This window comes from Holdemania sp. 1001302B_160321_E10 (assembly GCF_015552275.1).
GTDB lineage: Bacteria > Bacillota_I > Bacilli_A > Erysipelotrichales > Erysipelotrichaceae > Holdemania.
The window spans coordinates 68,429-85,720 of record NZ_JADNEM010000018.1; the positions used below are offsets into that span (position 1 = coordinate 68,429).

The following is a 17,292-nucleotide window of genomic DNA, read 5'->3' on the forward strand; positions in this document are numbered from 1 at the left end:
GCTCTTAACCCTCATTTCTTTCCTGATTTTGTTCGGCCTGACGCAGTGTTGTCAAGATTCGCCGCAGATAGGCTTCAAACTGATCCTTTTCCGCTTCGCTGAACCCGGTGTAAAAAAGGACGTTCATCCGTTGGGAAACAGCGTCGTATTTCTGCTGGAGTGAAACGGCGTAATCGGTCAGCGTGATCAACGTCTGCCGGCGATTGTCCGGATTGCTTTCCCGCCGCACGATGCCATGCGCGACCATCGTATCAATCATGATCGACACCGTATTTTTAGCCAGGGATGTCCGCTTGCTGATTTCGCTGATCGTACAGGGGGATTGCTTCCACAGGACGAATAAAATCCGGCCCTGACCGCCGCTGATCTTCAATCCTTGCTCGCTTAAAAAGCGTTCAAAGATTCGATCTTGAAGCTGTTTAATCTGCGTGATGTAAAAACCGCCTAGTGTTTCGATGGGGACCACCTCGAGGATTTCAACTATATGTTCTATATAGAACTATAAATATGATAATCCATTCCCAATCTGCCGTCAAGCCTGAATCTGAATGAAAAAGGTCTGGATTCCAGACCTTTTCCCTCCTGTAAAGTTGTTTTGTTTACTGCAGGCGGTTGATGACGCGATCCCAGGTGTTGTTGCCAATGACTCCGTCGACCGTTAAGCCATTGAGAGCCTGGAAGGTTTCCACAGCACGCTTGGTGTTCTGACCGAAGTTGCCGTCGACGACCAGGCGTGGATTGGGAGCGATCAGCTCATTCAGATATTGCTGGAATTTCTGGACACCCAGACCGACGTTGCCGACACGCAGCGTGCGCGTTGATTTGTTGCGCTCCACCGCCGGACTCGGCAGGTTTTTGAATTCCTGGATAATCTTATCCCAGGTCGTCTGTCCAAGAATGCCGTCGACATTCAGGTGATAAACATACTGGAAAACAGCGACCGCAAATTCGGTCTTCTGACCGTAAATGCCGTCCTCCTCCATCGGCGTCAGATTCGGCGCGGCCAGGATCTGGTTGATATAATACTGCATTTTCTTGACGTCGATTCCATTACTTCCCAACTGTAAGGTGTATGCCATTTTGCATTCCTCCTTTCCCTGTATGCTATGCGTTGAAACCGGGGTGGGTTAGGCGGGCAAAGGCGGATGTCAAACCGATTGATGAATTTGTCAGTTTTTACGCTGTGCACGTCGGTTTTTCCTGTATAATGAAGAAAAGGGGTTAATGTTGATGAAGAATGGGAAGGTCTTGGCAGCGGGGGCGATCGGTCACTTCCTGGTCGATTTTGCCTGCGCGGCGTTTCTGCTGCGGCATAATGGAGAAACGATATACTGGACGGAGCTGTTGATCCTTTATAATTTCTGCGCGTTTGCGCTGCAGATGCCATTGGGAATTCTGGCGGACCGCTGGCCGGCGCTTCCCTGGGCGGCCGGGGGTGCTCTTTTGTGCGCCGCGGGAGCCTTGCCGCTGCCGTTAGCGGCGCTGGGACTGATTTTGGGACTTGGCAACGCGGCGTATCATCTGGGGATTGGAAAACCGTTGATGGAGGCGGAATCCGGCAGCGCGGCACTGGGGATCTTTGTCGCGCCGGGAGCGCTGGGCATTACGCTGGGAACATGGGCCGCCAAGATGAATAGGATTTCGATCCTGCCGCTGAGCGTTGTTCTGATTGGGCTGGCGTTTGTTGTTTACCGGCTGCGGTGGCAGCCGCAGGAGCACCGGAGGGAAAAGAAATGTTCCTTTTCTTTAACGGGGGTGATCTGTTTGTTTCTTGTCGCCGCTCTGCGGTCCTTTGCCGGTTTCACCTGGCCGCTGTCCTGGAAAGCTCAGGCGTTGATTCCGCTGACATTGGCTGTCGCGGGGGGCAAAGCGGCGGGCGGGATCGCTGCCGATTACTGGGGACTGAAGAAAACGGCGCTGTTTTCGCTGGGCCTGAGCTTTCTTTGCTTTTTAAAAGCCAACTGGATCGTTGCCGGACTGAGCGGCGTATTTTTATTCAATATGACGATGCCGCTGTGTCTGAAGCAGATGCATCGACAGTTTCCGGAACATGCCGGATTTGTGTTCGGACTTTTAACGTTTGCGCTGTTTCTTGGGTTTGTGCCGGTGATCCTGGGCATAACGACGGTGACGAAAGCGCAGACGCTGATTTTGATCGCGCTGTCCTGGCTGGGTTTGGGAATGGCCTTTAAAAGGGGGCAGGACGATGTTTAGATCGCTGATTCTGTCGCTGATGATGACGTGGCTGCTGGAGCTGAGCTTTGCGTTTCTGCTGGGGATCCGGCGCTGGAAAGATCTGATTCTGATCATGTTGGTCAATCTGATGACCAATCCGGCGGTTGTTTACCTGGCGCTGACCTTCCGGTACTCCCTGCCTTCGTGGCTTCTGATTACGATGCTGGAAAGTCTGGCAGTCGTGGTGGAAGCACTGTATTACCGAAGCTATGCGCTGACGATCCGTCATCCCTGGCTGTTCTCGCTGGCGGCTAACGTTTTCTCCTATGGCGTCGGCTGGCTGCTGCAGCACGGCTGATCAATTAATGTCTGTGAAAGTCAGGCTGAAAAAGCGGACTTTCCTTGCGAAATCATCTTCATCATTTATTGATACAACGGATATTGCAGAACCGGAAACATCGAAGTCGTTTTATTGATATAGCGGATATTGCAGAAAGGGGGAAAAATCATGGAAAGAAAATCAGATTGGGTCATGATGAAAATTTTCAGCATTCTGATTCTGGTGGCGGGATTGTTGACACCGGTAAGCGCGGATGTGATCGCGGAACCGCAAGATCCTTTTTATAAAGAACATGCCGAAGAATGCACTTATGTGGGGCAATATTATCGGGTAATTGCCGTCAAAGGTGCTCCGCTTTACGCCGCTCCGCAATCTGCGGAAGTCCTCGGACAGGTGCCGTTGGGAGAAGAAATCTGGATCGACTTTACGTATGTTTCAGAAATTGGCGATGTCTGGGGTGTTCAGGCGCTGGAAGGCGATCTGGCCGGTTCTTCAGTCTGGCTGAATCTGGCGGATCTTCAGACAGAAATGAATGATGCGATTTTTTTCAAGGAACATCAGGAAGAAATAGAACTGATCGACGACGTATTTGCGCCGGATTCTTTTTCCGGTTATTTATGCTTTTATGAGTATCCCGGAGCGGACAGTGTGTACGAATATACCGACGCTGAAAGTCTTCTGGAAAGCCCGGTGCCGGTGTGCGGGCTGTTTAAAACAGAGACGGAAGAGGTGTGGCTGTATACCCTTAATTATTTTAGACATCAGGGATGGTTTCAGCGCGATCAGCCCGTGGTGGAACAGGCGCCGCTTTTGAACTACCTGCGCGGTCATATTCAGGCAGATGAAGACGGCACGCTTCAGGTTGCTCCTTTTGTGACGCCGCAGCCGGCTGTCCTCACGCCGCAGCCGGACAGGACAGACAGACCGGCAAGACGCGGCTCAGTCCGCCAATACATCGCGATCTCTTCATCGCCGGATGGCTTGATCGGCGGTCTGGTGCTCGCTGTCGTTGTGGTGACCGGCGGTTTGATCGCTGTTTTCTGGAGAAAACCGAAACGCTAGCCAGCCTTGGCGAGGGACAAGACACAAGATCGAACGATGATCGTTGAGGCAAGGGGCGTGAAAATAAATGAAGAAAATCAAAAGCACAGAAGTGCATGGAAAAATACAGGGAGGGACAACGATGAAGAAGTTTTTGAAAATAGCCGCGGCGATGATGCTGCTCGCAGGCAGTGCGGCGACCCTGCATGCGGATCTGATCGTCTGTCCGGAGGATGATTTCTTCAAGGAACACGACGAGGAATGCGAGTATGTCGGACAGCTTTACACGGCGGCTGGGGATGCGGGGGTTGTCTATGTTTATTCCAGCCCGATTTCCAATGAAATCGTCGGAGAAATTCCCAACGGCACAGATATCTGGATTGATTTTACTTACCAGACGAAAGAAGGCGTTTTGTGGGGCGTGCAGACGCCGCGGCGCGATCTGAGTCTGGGGCAGTGGATGAATCTGACGGAATTTGAAATCGCAAAGACAGCCGAGGATTTCGAGCGGGAACATCAGGATGCGCTGGAGCCCATCGAGCAAACCTACACTCTAAACGAACCGCGCGGCTATCTGACGTTGTGGGAATATCCGGGATCGGAACACATTGAAAATTACATCGACAGCTGGAATTTGGATCCCAAGACGGTCATTCGGATCACGAAGAAATATACGGACGAGTCAGGACAGGTCTGGTTCTATATTGAGGTTGACGCGGGGATGTATGGCTGGATTCGGGAAGGTCAAAAGCTGACGCCGATGGGCTGGAAAATTACTGGTATCTGGATCAGGGAACGTATGCCCCGACGAAGCCGACGCCCCGTCCGACTGCCCCGATCCCGCGCGTTCCGCTCGATTCACCGCGGCCGACCCACGGTTCTGTGGATCCTTATCTTAAGAAACGCCCGGAGTTTACGCTGATGCTTGGCGCGGGCATTGCCGGCGTGATCGCCCTGACTGCGCTGACGATCGTCCGTTTCTGGAAAAAACGATAACCGTTTTTGCGCGTGGAATAATCCACGCAGGTCAGTAATTTCAAGTTTATCAATCTCGTTAAAGCGAACATGTCCAGTGGAAACGTTCGCTTTTTTATTAAATTTATACGCTTTCCCGGAAGAAATGAAGCTGATTTTATTCGTTAAATTTCACATAAAATTCACAACAAATAAGATTGACAAGCGGGAAGATCAGAGTAAAATGTTAGTATCCTAACAAAAAGGGAGTGATACTGATGCAGCGAAGAATTGGTTATGAAATTCGTGAAGTCCAACAGATGATTCATCAAAAGATGGAACAATTCCGTCACGAGAACGGCTGTGAACTGACGTTAGTTCAAACTCGGACAATCGGTTTTTTGATTGCCAGTCGGGGGCAGGATGTCTTCCAGCGAGATCTGGAAAAGGAATTGCGCATTCGCCGGTCGACCGCCAGCGAAATTCTGAACGTCCTGGAGCGCGACGGTTATCTTCATCGAATTCCCGCCCCGCATGACGCCCGGCTGAAAAAACTGGTGCTGACTGAAAAGGCGCTGCAGCTGAATCAGAAGATGACCGAGAATATTGATCGGATGGAAGCCCTGCTTTCCCAATCGATCTCCCCGGATGACCAGGAACACTTTTTTTCTGTTTTGGATCAATTAAAAAAGAATCTGGAATAACGTAAAAGAGGAAGGAGAATGTTATGATTCAACGATTGCTTCAAGAAGTAAAAGAATATAAAAAAGCTTCCTTGCTCGCGCCGGCGCTGATGGTCGGCGAAGTGGTCATGGAGCTGATGCTGCCGTTTTTGATGTCGTTCATCATTGACTCCGGCGTCAATCAGGGCGACATGGCCGCGGTGTTTAAATACGGAGCGCTGATGCTGCTCTGTGCATTTTTATCTCTGTTCTGCGGGATGCTGAGCGGAAAATATGTGGCGTACGCTTCGGCAGGGTTTGTGAAGAATTTGCGGAAAGCGATGTTCGAAAGTATCCAGAAATTCTCATTTGCCAATATTGACAAATATTCGACCTCTGGTCTGGTTACCCGCATGATGACCGACGCGACCAATGTCCAAAACGCCTATCAGATGATTCTGCGGATGTGCGTGCGCGCGCCGCTGATGCTGGTGGTGGCGATGTCGATGACGTTTATGATCAACGGCAAGCTGGCGATGGTCTTCTTCTACGCGATGATTTTTCTGGGGGCGATCCTGAGCTTCATCACGCTGAAGGCCCATCCGATGTTCCGCAAAACGTTCCGCAAATATGACGATTTAAACGCGAGCGTTCAGGAAAACGTCACGAATATCCGCGTTGTCAAAGCGTATGTCAAGGAAAGTGCGGAGACCGATAAATTTAAAACCGCAGCCGGCAACCTGAAAAAGATGTTCATGAAAGCTGAGAACATTCTGGTGTTCAACAATCCGGTCATGCAGCTGACGATGTATTGCTGCATCCTGGCGCTGAGCTGGATGGGTGCGCGGATGATCGTCGGCAGCGCGCTGACAACGGGCGAGCTGATGAGCTTGTTTACCTACACGATGAATATCCTGATGAGTTTGATGATGCTGTCGATGATCTTCGTCATGCTGAGTATGTCGATGGCTTCGGCCCAGCGAATCGCGGAGATTCTGGAGGAAAAGCCGAGCATCGTCAATCCGGAAAATCCGGCGATGACTGTGGCCGACGGCTCGATCGAGTTCGATCATGTGGCGTTCGGTTATTATGCCGGAAAGGATAAATATGTTTTAGAAGACATTAATTTGAAGATCAAAGCCGGAGAAACCATTGGAATTCTCGGTCCGACCGGTTCCAGTAAATCCACGCTGATGAGCCTGATTCCACGACTATATGACGCCAGCGAGGGCACAGTCCGCGTCGGCGGCGTCGATGTCCGTCATTATGATCTGGATTCGCTGCGCAACAGCGTCGCGATGGTATTGCAGAAAAACGTCCTGTTTTCCGGGACGATCAAGGATAATCTGCGCTGGGGCAACGAACAGGCCACGGATGAGGAAATGATCCATGCCTGCAAGCTTGCCTGCGCCGACGAGTTCATCCGGCAATTCCCGAAGGGTTACGACACCTATATCGAACAAGGCGGAACTAACGTCTCCGGCGGTCAGAAGCAGCGCTTGTGCATCGCGCGGGCATTGCTGAAAAAACCGAAAGTTCTGATTCTTGACGACAGCACCAGCGCCGTCGATACCCGCACCGACAGTATGATCCGCAAGGCGTTCCGGGAAGAAATTCCGAATACGACCAAGCTGATCATTTCACAGCGGATATCCTCCATTGAAGACGCCGATCGGATCGTCGTGCTTAACGAAGGGCGGATTGAAGGCGTGGGCACGCATGCGGAACTGTTGGCGAGCAACGCGATTTATCAGGAAGTCTACGAAACGCAGAAGAAAGGAGAGGATGAACATGAGCAGGCCTAGAAACGTGGGAACCAACGGCGAAAAGCTGAACACGAAAGTGCTGGGACGACTGATGAGCTACATCCTCAGCCGATATAAATTCCGTTACGCTATCGTTCTGATCTGTATTATTATTTCATCGCTGGCTTCAGTCGCGTCTTCAGTCTTCATGAAAACGCTGATCGACGGCTACATCACACCGTTAGTGCAAAGCGCCAGTCCGGATTTTACGCCGCTGTTTCAGGCGTTAAGTACAATGGCTTGTATCTATTTGGTAGGTGTGATTTCGAATCTGGCTTATCAGAAAATTTTGGTTGTTATTTCTCAAGGCACGATGAATGATTTGCGGAATGATCTGTTCAGCCACATGGAAAAACTGCCGATCCAATATTTTGATACGCATGCGCATGGGGATATCATGAGCGTCTATACCAACGATATTGATACGCTGCGGCAGGTTATCTCCCAGAGCATTCCTCAATTTCTGTCCTCGCTGTTTACGATCGTTTCGGTTTTCTTCTCAATGATCGTCATGAGCGTGCCGCTGACGCTGGTCACCCTGATGATGGTTGTGGTCATGCAGTTTGCGCTGCAGAAAATCATGCGCAAGTCAGGTCGTTACTTTGGCGCGCAGCAGCGGCAGCTGGGGAAAGAAAACGGATATATCGAAGAAATGATGGAAGGCGCGAAGGTCGTCAAGGTGTTCACGCATGAACAGAAGGCGATCGAGGAATTCAATCAGATCAATGAGGATCTGTGCGAAGCTTCCTACAAAGCAAATAAATATGCCAATATCCTGATGCCGATCGTTGGCAATCTGGGCAACATCTCCTATGTTCTGTGTGCGTTTATCGGCGGCGTGTTGGCAGTCAACGGCATCAGCGGTTTGACACTGGGCGGCCTGGCCTCCTTCCTGGCTTTGAATAAATCGTTCAACGGTCCGCTGAACCAGATTTCGCAGCAGCTGAACTCCGTCATCATGGCGATGGCCGGCGCGGAGCGGGTTTTCAAGTTGTTGGATGAACCGCACGAAGTGGATGACGGCCGCGTAACGCTGGTCAATGTCAATAAAGATGAGGCGGGACGGCTGAGTGAAGCGGAAATGACGACAGGCCACTGGGCCTGGAAACATTGCCATGAGGACGGCAGCGTCGATTATGTCGAACTGACCGGCGACGTTCGCTTCCACGATGTCAGCTTCGGCTATGTTGAAGGCAAAACCGTACTGCATGACATCGAACTGTTTGCCGAGCCGGGGCAGAAGCTGGCCTTTGTCGGCGCGACCGGCGCGGGCAAAACGACGATGACCAACCTGATCAATCGATTCTACGACGTACAGAAAGGCTCGATCACCTATGACGGCATCGACGTTAAGCTGATCCGCAAGGATGATCTGCGGCGGTCGTTAGGGATTGTTCTGCAGGATACCCATCTGTTCACCGGCACGATTGAGGACAATATCAAATATGCCCGGCCGGAGGCGACGCATGAAGAAGTTGTGGCGGCAGCTAAACTGGCGAATGCTCACTATTTCATCAAGCATCTGGAAAAAGGCTACGATACCTGGCTGACCCGCGATGGTTCTTCATTGTCGCAGGGACAGCGGCAGCTGATCTCCATCGCCCGGGCTGCGCTGGCCAATCCACCGGTACTGATTCTGGATGAAGCGACCTCTTCGATTGACTCGCGAACCGAGAAACTTGTGCAGGAAGGCATGGATAAGCTGATGAGCGGCCGGACGACCTTCGTCATCGCTCACCGGTTGAGTACGATTAAAAACTCGCACGCGATCATGGTCATGGATCATGGCCGGATTATCGAACGGGGCAATCATGAACGTCTGCTGGAAAAGCATGGCGTCTACTATCAGCTGTATACCGGCTTGATCGAAAACGACTGACAGGCGGGAGTTCCCGTCTGTTTTTCCTGTTGGCCCGGAATTCGAATTATGAAATGAGGGCGGACGTGATGCAGAGAAAAAATGCTTTTAAAGCTCAGCCTAATTGAAATTTCAAATGAAAATGGGACTGGTAATGAAAATGGATCAATTCAAAAATATAAGCGATGGTAAATCGTCAAAAATAACAAAAAAGTTGACTTATAGTCCGGTCCAGCTGGTATGATAAAGGGGCAGGCACTTACCGTTACGCGCGGATGGAAATCGGTTAAAAAGGGAAAGAGGGGAATGGAGTGACGCAAGCCAATTCTAAAAATTTAATGACTGAAGGTGTGATCTGGAAGAAGATTTTATTCTTTGCGCTGCCGATTTTTTTCGGTAATTTGTTTCAGCAATTATACAACACCGCCGATTCGCTGATCGTCGGGAATTTTCTAGGCAGTGAGGCGCTGGCGGCAGTTAGTTCGTCAGGCAATCTGATCTTTCTGCTCGTCGGTTTCTTCAACGGCATCGCTGTTGGAGCTGGGGTGGTGATCGCCCGTTACTATGGAGCGCGCAATAGCGAACAGGTTCAGCTGGCGGTGCATACGACAGTGGCTTTCGGTTTGGCCGCCAGTCTGTTGATGACGGCCGTTGGCGTAATTCTGGCGCCGCAGATTCTGATCTGGATGGGAACGCCGGCGGAGGTGCTGGGCTTATCTGCAGTTTATTTTCGAATCTATTTTGCCGGATCATTAGGCTTTATTATGTATAATATTTTTGTCGGTATCCTGCAGGCGGCCGGAGATAGCCGTCATCCGTTAGTCTATCTGGTCATTTCCTCGCTGATCAATATTGTTCTGGATCTGGTGTTTGTCGCCGGTATGCATCTGGGCGTCGGTTCGGCAGCCTTTGCGACAATACTATCGCAGTTTGTCAGCGCTGCGCTTTGCTTTAGACGTTTGTTGAAGGTGCAGGACGTTTATCGTATCGAGCCAAAGAAAATTCATTTTGACAAACCGATGCTGAAACTGATTATTCAATATGGTTTGCCGTCGGGGCTGCAGAATTCGATTATCGGATTTGCCAATGTAGTCGTTCAGACCAATATCAATGCTTTCGGGCAGATGGCAATGGCTGGCTGCGGCGCGTTCTCAAAGATTGAAGGGTTTGGTTTCCTGCCGATCACGAGCTTTACGATGGCGTTGACGACGTTTGTTGGTCAGAATCTGGGAGCTCGCGAGCTTGAACGAACCCGCAAAGGGGCGCGGTTTGGAATTCTTTGCTCAGTGGCGATTGCCGAAGGCATTGGAATTTTGATTTTTATCGGAGCACCGTGGCTGATCGCTGCTTTTAATCGGGATCCGCAGGTGATAGCCTATGGAACGGATCGGGCGCGGACGTCCGCTTTGTTTTTCTTCCTGCTGGCATTTTCTCATTGTATGGCGGCAATCCTGCGCGGGGCTGGGAAATCGACTGTTCCGATGCTGGTCATGCTGCTGACCTGGTGCGCGGCGCGGGTAACGTTTATCACGCTGATGGTTCGTTGGGTCAATTCGATTCAAGTTGTTTTCTGGGCATATCCGCTGACCTGGCTGATGAGTTCAGTTATTTTCTTCTATTATTATCGGCACGTCGACTGGATGCATGCATTTGATGCGCAATAACTTTACCGGCCTCATCAGCTCAATAAAATAAATAGAAGGAGCGGATTTGCGGCGCAGTCTGCTCACACGCAGTGGAAACAACCATATAATTTCGAGGTAAAAGAAACGGACCGTTCAAAGTTTATTTCAACTTTGAACAGCCCGTTTTTTTGCGGTATTTTTTTCATGAATTCTTATTATGATTGAATGGGGCGCAAAACAAGCCGGTTGACTTTGTGATGAAATGCCGGCGAAGTCAGGTTAAACAGAGGGAGAATACGACAGGTAGACATTTCCCAGGAAATGATATGAAGCTGTATTGTTGAAAAGAAATGAAATCAGCTGACCCGTTAAAAAGCAACTTCAGTTTTTTTCGACCATAAATAATCACGGTATCGGTTCAGCATCCCTTGTGCTTCAGATAAGGTTGGAATCGAAGCCGAAGCACCTTTTCTCATAACTGCGCAGCCACTGGCTGCCGTAGCGATTGCAAGGCAATCGAGATCTTGGTGACCAGCAAGTTTAGCCGCCAGAAAGAATCCTGTAAAAGTATCGCCGGCGCCGACAGTATCCACAACTTCAACCGGACAACAAGGCAAAGTCAATCGTTTGCGCCCAGCTTGCAGACAGCTTCCCTGTTCCCCCAAGGTTAGAATAATCTGCACATCAGGGAAAGTTTCAGCGAAGTAGTTCAGGATGGCTTCGGGTTCACTCTGTCCGGAAAAGAAGGCCCCTTCAACTTCATTGATGAATAACAGGTCCACTTCATTTAATGGCAGCCATTCAGGAACAGCCGGAGTTGGTGAAGGATTCAGCGCGATCGTCAAGCCTTGAGCATGCGCTTTATGAATTAACTCGTCCAGCCGGTTAATTTCATTTTGAATGACAAGCAGATCGCCGGCTTGAAAATGAGCTAACGTTTCATCAATTTGTGCTGAAGTTATGGAAAAATTGCTTCCAGGATAGACAAGAATGGCATTCTGGCCGGAATCATCTACCTGGATTATCGCGTGGCCGGCCGGTTGGTCAACTAAGCGCAATAAATCGGTATGAATATGATAATGCGCCAACGTGTCCGTTAAAAGTGAGCTTGCCTGCCCCAGACAGCCTGCAAAATAAACTGACGCGCCGCCCTGGCTGAGCGCAACCGCCTGATTCAATCCCTTTCCGCCGCAGAAACACTGCATTTGTCGGGCTGACTGCGTTTCTTTTGGATTTAAGATATGATCAACGGAGTAAAAATAATCGAGATTTAACGATCCAAAAACCAGACATTTCTGCATGTTGAAGAAGCCTCCTTATTTTTTTAATTATAGCATGCGCTGCCGCAGGAAATACAAATAAAAGTGAAAGGCGGTGCATGAAAGGACAAATATCCTAAGATTGAAGTTGGCGCAAAAGCGAGCTGACCGTAGATGAATGTTACTTTTGTTTGCTTTTTAAGACATGAAAACGGTCTTTTTCCAATAAAAAGCGGAATCCGGTGAATGATGCTTACCGAATTCCGTTCTTTGGGAGATGTCGTGATTGATTCTAGGCAAAGATCTGTGAAAGAAAACAGGAGAAAGATTCAACAGGTGATTTCCACGATTTTAACTTCCCCAGGCAGAAAAGCGGCGCAAAACGCTTGTTCGCCAAACTCCAAATTCAGATCGATCCGGGAATTCTCATTTTCAGAACTCAAGATGACCTTTGCGGACTTTACGGCATTTTGGAAGCGCTCCGGCAGATTGCCGGTACGAATCCAATGCCGATGACTCGTTTCTAAATCATGATTAGCGATGACCAGGATCATGGAACGCTTAAGCGCATAGCCGAAGCCCAATGCCGGAATCCATGGCCCTTCAAACATCAATGGGAATTGATCGGCCTTGCGTGTCAACGCCGAGCGATAACGCCGTCGGATTTGTGTTGCCGCTTCCAGGAGCGTCGGAAGCTGCCACCGCTGCGCGTCAAGATAATGGAAAGCATAACGATCGAATAACGCCAGTTTGCGGTAAAATGGGTCTGTTTCCGGCAGCTGGTCTTGTTCATCAGGCCGGCAATCCAATCCCGTATTCATCGGTTGGACTTCGTAAACCTCTTGGCCTGAATTGATAAACGGAACACAATTCGGTATAAATAAATTAAGCAAAGTTAACATCCGGCAGAGCTGTCTTCCCCCTTCGCGGGCGCTTAACCGCGGCGTATCGTGCGTTTCGCCTGCCGCAAAAACCGGGCAGGGCAAAGCGGAAGCTCCGTAAGCAAAAGCATTTAATTGATCTTCTTTGGGACGCGTTTCCTGAGTGAACCCTCCGCCGATAATCATATTATATCCCTTTTTCAAAGAAACCGCCGCGTTTTGTGTATCCAGTTCCTCGGCGATAAAACAGAAGTGAGGATCGATTTCCCGGGCGGCGTCAATGATTCGCTTTACCAACTTTAGCGGCAGCGCGTGCCCCATGTCAATCCGTGCCCCGTCAATTCCGAATTCCGTCTGATAGTAAGGGATGATCTGGCTTAACAGATCCCATAACGGCTCGTTGATGACGCTGCCGGGATTTAAACTCGACTTTGCGACGTCGTAAAGAATATAGGGATTGAAGTTCTCCGTTTTCGGCAGGAAGGGAACGGAGGACGCCGGATGATCTAAATACATGCGGAAAAAAGTGATGTCGTTCCAGGCTGGCTGCGGATCATTGATGCAATCGCTGAAAGCCGGAGCGACCGTCATGCCAAACACTTCCTGAACCAGATCCAGAATTTCTTCTTTTCCTTTTTTCCATCGCGCAACGACAGTTTTCCACTTTTCAGGATCCAGACTTTGCGGATTCGGCTGGAATTTGCGGATATGCTCCAGAACTTCTTTGCTGGCGTACATCAATTCCAGATATTTGGGATCAGCGACACTGCCAGGTTCGACGCCGGGAACAAACGGCGGTTTGTAAGTGTCTAATTGATCGACGTTAATCCAGTAAAACCAGTCGGGATGTTCGGCGATCAGATCGGAATTCACTGAATTTGTACGTGGGATCAAGTCGATGATTACTTTGATATCCTGGCAATGGCAAGCTTCCACAAGCGCCTTGAATTCATCCTCGACACTCAATTCATCGCCGGTCATGGGGTCTTTTAAATTCGGATCTAACTTGAAAAAATTACTTACGCCATAAGGTGAGCCCAAATCTCCCTTTTTGTTTTTGGTCGAATACTGACTGATCGGAAGCAGGTATAACGTATCGACTCCCATTTTTTTTAATAACGGAAGCAGAGCTAACGTTTTAACAAAAGTTCCGGTTTCTTTCAGGCCATATAAATTTACACTTTCCAGAAATCCGCTGCGGTCATGATCCCAGCTGCTGGAGGTACGGATCATGCAGGAATACACACAGCTTTGCCGGATCCAATTCCCATGAGCGCCGACGCTGGCGATTGAATGATTCTTATAATAAGGTTGGCAAATGGGATCGGCATGATCCTTGCGAAGCGAATTGATCAACTCATCAAAGAATTGATAAGGATTGACGCAAATTTCGCCAGAGGGTAATTTATATTTTGAAGGACATTTTAAATCCAGACTATCAAAAAGATCGGGAAGGGTATAATTATATGGATAATCGTGTAAATGACGCTGATGCTGCAGGGCTTTCTGTAATTTTAATAGATAACTCATGAAATACTCCTTTTGTAAGTGACTAAAGACCTAATTCATTTTATCATGAAAAATCGAGTGATTGACAGAATTTCAGCTTTTTCAGGAAAAATGCAAATCGGAATCTGAAAATAAATTTGTCAATCTGTTGGAAGTCTGTTACCATGATAGCGGTTGAATTGGACATTGGGGTGAAATGAATGCGGAAACTGTTATTGATCAGCATGGGGGTAATGCTTATGCTGGGGGGATGTGCGAAAGAAAAACCGTGTGTTGCTGAAAATGGCATCGTTTGTTATGATGAAGAAAATCAGCGCTATCAAATAGAGGACGGAGCCCGGATCAGAGTGATGGTGGAAAACGAAGCTTATGGTCAGGCTTTGATCAATCTTTGGGATGCAGAACATCCCGAGCAGACCGGTGTGATCGAGCCGATCGTCGTGCAGAACTTCGATGCGGCGACATGGTTGGGCTATAAGACGGATATTGCGTTATTGTGGAGTAATGATGCAGCGCAGATTCTTAATAATTTTATGCCGGTTCAGCCGGATCTGGAAGTGATGATTCAGGAACATGTACCACAGCAGTTTGGCGAGCTTCTAAATTTGGAAGGTCTGCGCTATGTGCCTATGAGTTATTACGGATTGGTGTTTTCTACCAATGTTACGATGCTTAATGAAATGGGATATGATAGTACTGATGAAAATGGCGATGGCTTGGTCGATGCGTTTGACAGTTTTGAGGAGTTAATGGCTCTGGCAGAGGAATGGGGAGGAATCGAGCGAATCTATCATGATCGGGCGGTAACCGCAGTTTTCCCATTTGCTCTCTCTGAATTATGGGCTTCAATGGTGTTTTTCAGCGCTGATCAGTTTCGTTTTTTTGCAACTTATGAGGCGCTCCGTCCCGGAATGGAGACGGATGAGTTTTTAGAAACACTGAAATTTTTAAGGGCAATGGGTGAATATCCCTGGTATTTGAATCCTCAGGAAGCGAGCGGGGAGGAAGCGGCGGAAACTGCTGCGGATGAGGAACTGGACACAGAAGAGGCAGGCGTGTTGATGGCTGATCCTGATACGGAAGCACCGTCAGAAGAGGCTTCATCGGAAGGGGATGAGAATAAGAAAACGCCGGATAATCCAGGTGAGGAGGAGGAAATCATTCTTCCTTACCGGTCAGAGAATGACCGCGCTTTTGAGGGAGGGTGGTTGTATGATGTGTATCTGGAAAAACTTATTTCACCATTTTCGTTAGTTGGAACGTGGATGTACTATAATCAACAGGAGGATATTGAGCAGCAGGATTTTTATTTCTCACCGATGCCTACCTGGAAAGAACAGTCACTTTCGCCCTTAGCGAAAACGAAGGGGTATTTGTTATCTGAAGAAACAAAATATCCGTCCGCTGCGAATGAAGTTCTGCGTTTGATTCGCAGCGAAGCAGGAATACAGGCGTATATGGATACGGTCGATGAAATCCCGGCGGTGACCGTGGTTGATCGGCCGGAAAATCGTCCGGCACCGGAGAATGAAGAGGCAGAAGGAAAAGGTGAGTCCGATAAGATCGTGCCGTATTATTTGAGTTTCAGGAATGAGAATCAGCGGCAGATCAGCCATGCTTTTTCATTATCTCAGGAAGAATCAATGGTGGCCTTTGAAAAAGATCCATCCGTCAGAGGCTGGGATATGCTCTCAGAGATCGGATTAATTGAAATCGCTGAAAGTGTAATCAAACAGGAAATGACGCCGGAAGAGGCTCAGCTGAAATTACTTGAGCGCAGTGAATCGTGGATGACGCCGTATAAGCCGGCAGAGGAAGTGCCAGAATCGTGATTTAACCTTGGTAAAAAGAAAATGGGATTCAGATTAAATTGATTTTCAGAATTGGATCACATGCTGAGAGACTTATTCGTTTTTGTTTTTACTTGGTTCAGTGTTGATTACAATTTTCAATAGAGTGAAGCTGGCTGCATAATGCTTTTAGTCTTTGTGCAGCCAGCTATTGTTACTATTGCTTAAACAGTGTCTTATTCTAAGAAGAGAATCTTTTTTTATGTTCTGAAGTATAAAGGGATATAGTTTATCAGGTTAGCGCTATGTTAAAATAATAAGAGCAGAGGCGGCAAAGCGCAGGGATGATCTAACAATAGATGGGCCAGTTTATTTCCGAAAGAAAGCAAAGCTGCATCTATTGCTTGTCCAGTTGTAATTAACAGGATTGTATCGGTAACGCAGTCTTCATTATATTTCCAGCATAGAATGATTTCATGGAATTGTGGAGATTGTGTTCAGTTTTGCAATCAAACCCCAGTAAAAAAATCTGATTTTATTATTGACGAGATTCGGAACTTATGATATATTATTAAAGCGCTGGTAATCAGCGAGTAAAAAGATGGAGGCTTAGCTCAGTTGGGAGAGCGTCTGCCTTACAAGCAGAGGGTCGGGGGTTCGAGCCCCTCAGCCTCCACCATTTTTTTATTGCCGACTTAGCTCAATTGGCAGAGCAACTGATTTGTAATCAGTAGGTTGTAGGTTCGATTCCTATAGTCGGCACCAGGAGTTGGAGAGGTAGCGAAGTGGCTAAACGCGGCTGACTGTAAATCAGTTCCCAACGGGTTCGGCAGTTCGAATCTGCCCCTCTCCACCATTCTTTTTTAAGATAGTGGGGCATAGCCAAGCGGTAAGGCAACAGACTTTGACTCTGTCATTTCCCTGGTTCGACCCCAGGTGCCCCAGCCAATTTTTAGTTTGGATTGTTTATGTCCCGGTAGCTCAGGCGGTAGAGCAACTGACTTTTAATCAGTGGGTCGAAGGTTCGATTCCTTTCCGGGACACCACTTAACTATGCGAATGTAGTTCAATGGTAGAACTTCAGCCTTCCAAGCTGACTACGTGGGTTCGATTCCCATCATTCGCTCCATTGAAGACCATAACCCTGATCGAGGGTTTTTTTGTTTTCCATGATGGATATTCTCTCATCAGTCATTTTTAGTAAAACAAGGTTCTATAAATTTTGGTGTTGGTGGAAACCAACGCCTTTTTTTCTTGAGCATAAAAAAAGAGACATAGGTAAGAATTTCCGTTACAATAAAGTTACCACACAATATAGAAAGGAAATCTCACTATGTCCATTACTCATTCTATCGTATCTGTTCTCAATTTAAAAGACCCTCATCTTCATTTC

Annotated in this window: 13 protein-coding genes and 6 tRNA genes; 15 read left to right on the forward strand and 4 right to left on the reverse strand. The window is 48.4% G+C overall.

Annotated elements, in window-relative coordinates:
• Positions 1–4: 4 nt before the first annotated feature.
• Together I2D94_RS11810 and I2D94_RS11815 are read right to left on the reverse strand one after the other, a co-directional pair.
• Positions 5–466, reverse strand: coding sequence for a MarR family winged helix-turn-helix transcriptional regulator (locus I2D94_RS11810; RefSeq protein WP_159432797.1), 462 nt, complete (start codon positions 464–466; stop codon positions 5–7).
• A 133-nt stretch (positions 467–599) separates the two neighbouring features.
• Positions 600–1,079 (reverse strand): peptidoglycan-binding protein, encoded by a 480-nt coding sequence (locus I2D94_RS11815; protein WP_072684685.1) that lies wholly within the window; start codon positions 1,077–1,079, stop codon positions 600–602.
• 151 nt (positions 1,080–1,230) lie between these two features.
• On the opposite strand from I2D94_RS11815, the gene I2D94_RS11820 reads away from it, so the two are divergent.
• The 8 genes from I2D94_RS11820 (at position 1,231) to I2D94_RS11855 (ending at position 10,499) form a co-directional block, all read left to right on the forward strand.
• Positions 1,231–2,214, forward strand: coding sequence for a hypothetical protein (locus I2D94_RS11820; protein WP_139248619.1), 984 nt, complete (start codon positions 1,231–1,233; stop codon positions 2,212–2,214).
• A complete protein-coding gene (locus I2D94_RS11825) occupies positions 2,207–2,533 on the forward strand; it encodes a hypothetical protein (RefSeq protein WP_072684687.1) in 327 nt (108 codons plus the stop codon). Before I2D94_RS11820 ends, I2D94_RS11825 begins: the two co-directional genes overlap by 8 nt.
• A gap of 150 nt (positions 2,534–2,683) precedes the next feature.
• Positions 2,684–3,577 carry a hypothetical protein gene (locus I2D94_RS11830; protein ID WP_072684688.1) on the forward strand — a complete coding sequence of 298 codons (894 nt, stop codon included), beginning with the start codon at positions 2,684–2,686 and terminating at the stop codon, positions 3,575–3,577.
• Between the two features lie 121 nt (positions 3,578–3,698).
• Positions 3,699–4,478 (forward strand): hypothetical protein, encoded by a 780-nt coding sequence (locus I2D94_RS11835; RefSeq protein ID WP_072684689.1) that lies wholly within the window; start codon positions 3,699–3,701, stop codon positions 4,476–4,478.
• Between the two features lie 310 nt (positions 4,479–4,788).
• A complete protein-coding gene (locus tag I2D94_RS11840) occupies positions 4,789–5,214 on the forward strand; it encodes a MarR family winged helix-turn-helix transcriptional regulator (protein ID WP_072684690.1) in 426 nt (141 codons plus the stop codon).
• Between the two features lie 23 nt (positions 5,215–5,237).
• Positions 5,238–6,977, forward strand: coding sequence for an ABC transporter ATP-binding protein (locus tag I2D94_RS11845; RefSeq protein ID WP_195397019.1), 1,740 nt, complete (start codon positions 5,238–5,240; stop codon positions 6,975–6,977).
• Positions 6,958–8,856, forward strand: a complete 1,899-nt coding sequence (locus I2D94_RS11850) for an ABC transporter ATP-binding protein (RefSeq protein ID WP_139248620.1) — start codon at positions 6,958–6,960, stop codon at positions 8,854–8,856. Before I2D94_RS11845 ends, I2D94_RS11850 begins: the two co-directional genes overlap by 20 nt.
• 317 nt (positions 8,857–9,173) lie before the next feature.
• On the forward strand, positions 9,174–10,499 hold the full coding sequence (locus tag I2D94_RS11855; RefSeq protein WP_072685051.1) for an MATE family efflux transporter: 1,326 nt from the start codon (positions 9,174–9,176) through the stop codon (positions 10,497–10,499).
• Between the two features lie 329 nt (positions 10,500–10,828).
• Here the strand turns inward: I2D94_RS11855 and I2D94_RS11860 are convergent, their stop codons facing one another.
• Both I2D94_RS11860 and I2D94_RS11865 read right to left on the reverse strand, forming a co-directional pair.
• Positions 10,829–11,761, reverse strand: coding sequence for a ribokinase (locus tag I2D94_RS11860; RefSeq protein WP_072684693.1), 933 nt, complete (start codon positions 11,759–11,761; stop codon positions 10,829–10,831).
• A 287-nt stretch (positions 11,762–12,048) separates the two neighbouring features.
• Positions 12,049–14,130: an alpha-amylase family glycosyl hydrolase gene (locus I2D94_RS11865; protein ID WP_072684694.1), complete on the reverse strand. Its 2,082-nt coding sequence runs from the start codon at positions 14,128–14,130 to the stop codon at positions 12,049–12,051.
• A gap of 194 nt (positions 14,131–14,324) precedes the next feature.
• On the opposite strand from I2D94_RS11865, the gene I2D94_RS11870 reads away from it, so the two are divergent.
• The 7 genes from I2D94_RS11870 (at position 14,325) to I2D94_RS11900 (ending at position 17,028) form a co-directional block, all read left to right on the forward strand.
• Positions 14,325–15,941, forward strand: a complete 1,617-nt coding sequence (locus I2D94_RS11870) for a hypothetical protein (RefSeq protein ID WP_195397020.1) — start codon at positions 14,325–14,327, stop codon at positions 15,939–15,941.
• Between the two features lie 561 nt (positions 15,942–16,502).
• Positions 16,503–16,578 (forward strand) — tRNA-Val (locus I2D94_RS11875).
• A 10-nt stretch (positions 16,579–16,588) separates the two neighbouring features.
• A tRNA-Thr gene (locus I2D94_RS11880) sits at positions 16,589–16,664 on the forward strand.
• Positions 16,665–16,670: 6 nt separating this feature from the next.
• Positions 16,671–16,755: transfer RNA gene (locus I2D94_RS11885), tRNA-Tyr, on the forward strand.
• A 16-nt stretch (positions 16,756–16,771) separates the two neighbouring features.
• Positions 16,772–16,847, forward strand: a tRNA-Gln gene (locus tag I2D94_RS11890).
• A 22-nt stretch (positions 16,848–16,869) separates the two neighbouring features.
• Positions 16,870–16,945: transfer RNA gene (locus I2D94_RS11895), tRNA-Lys, on the forward strand.
• Positions 16,946–16,954: 9 nt separating this feature from the next.
• A tRNA-Gly gene (locus I2D94_RS11900) sits at positions 16,955–17,028 on the forward strand.
• The last annotated feature ends 264 nt before the right edge of the window (positions 17,029–17,292 follow it).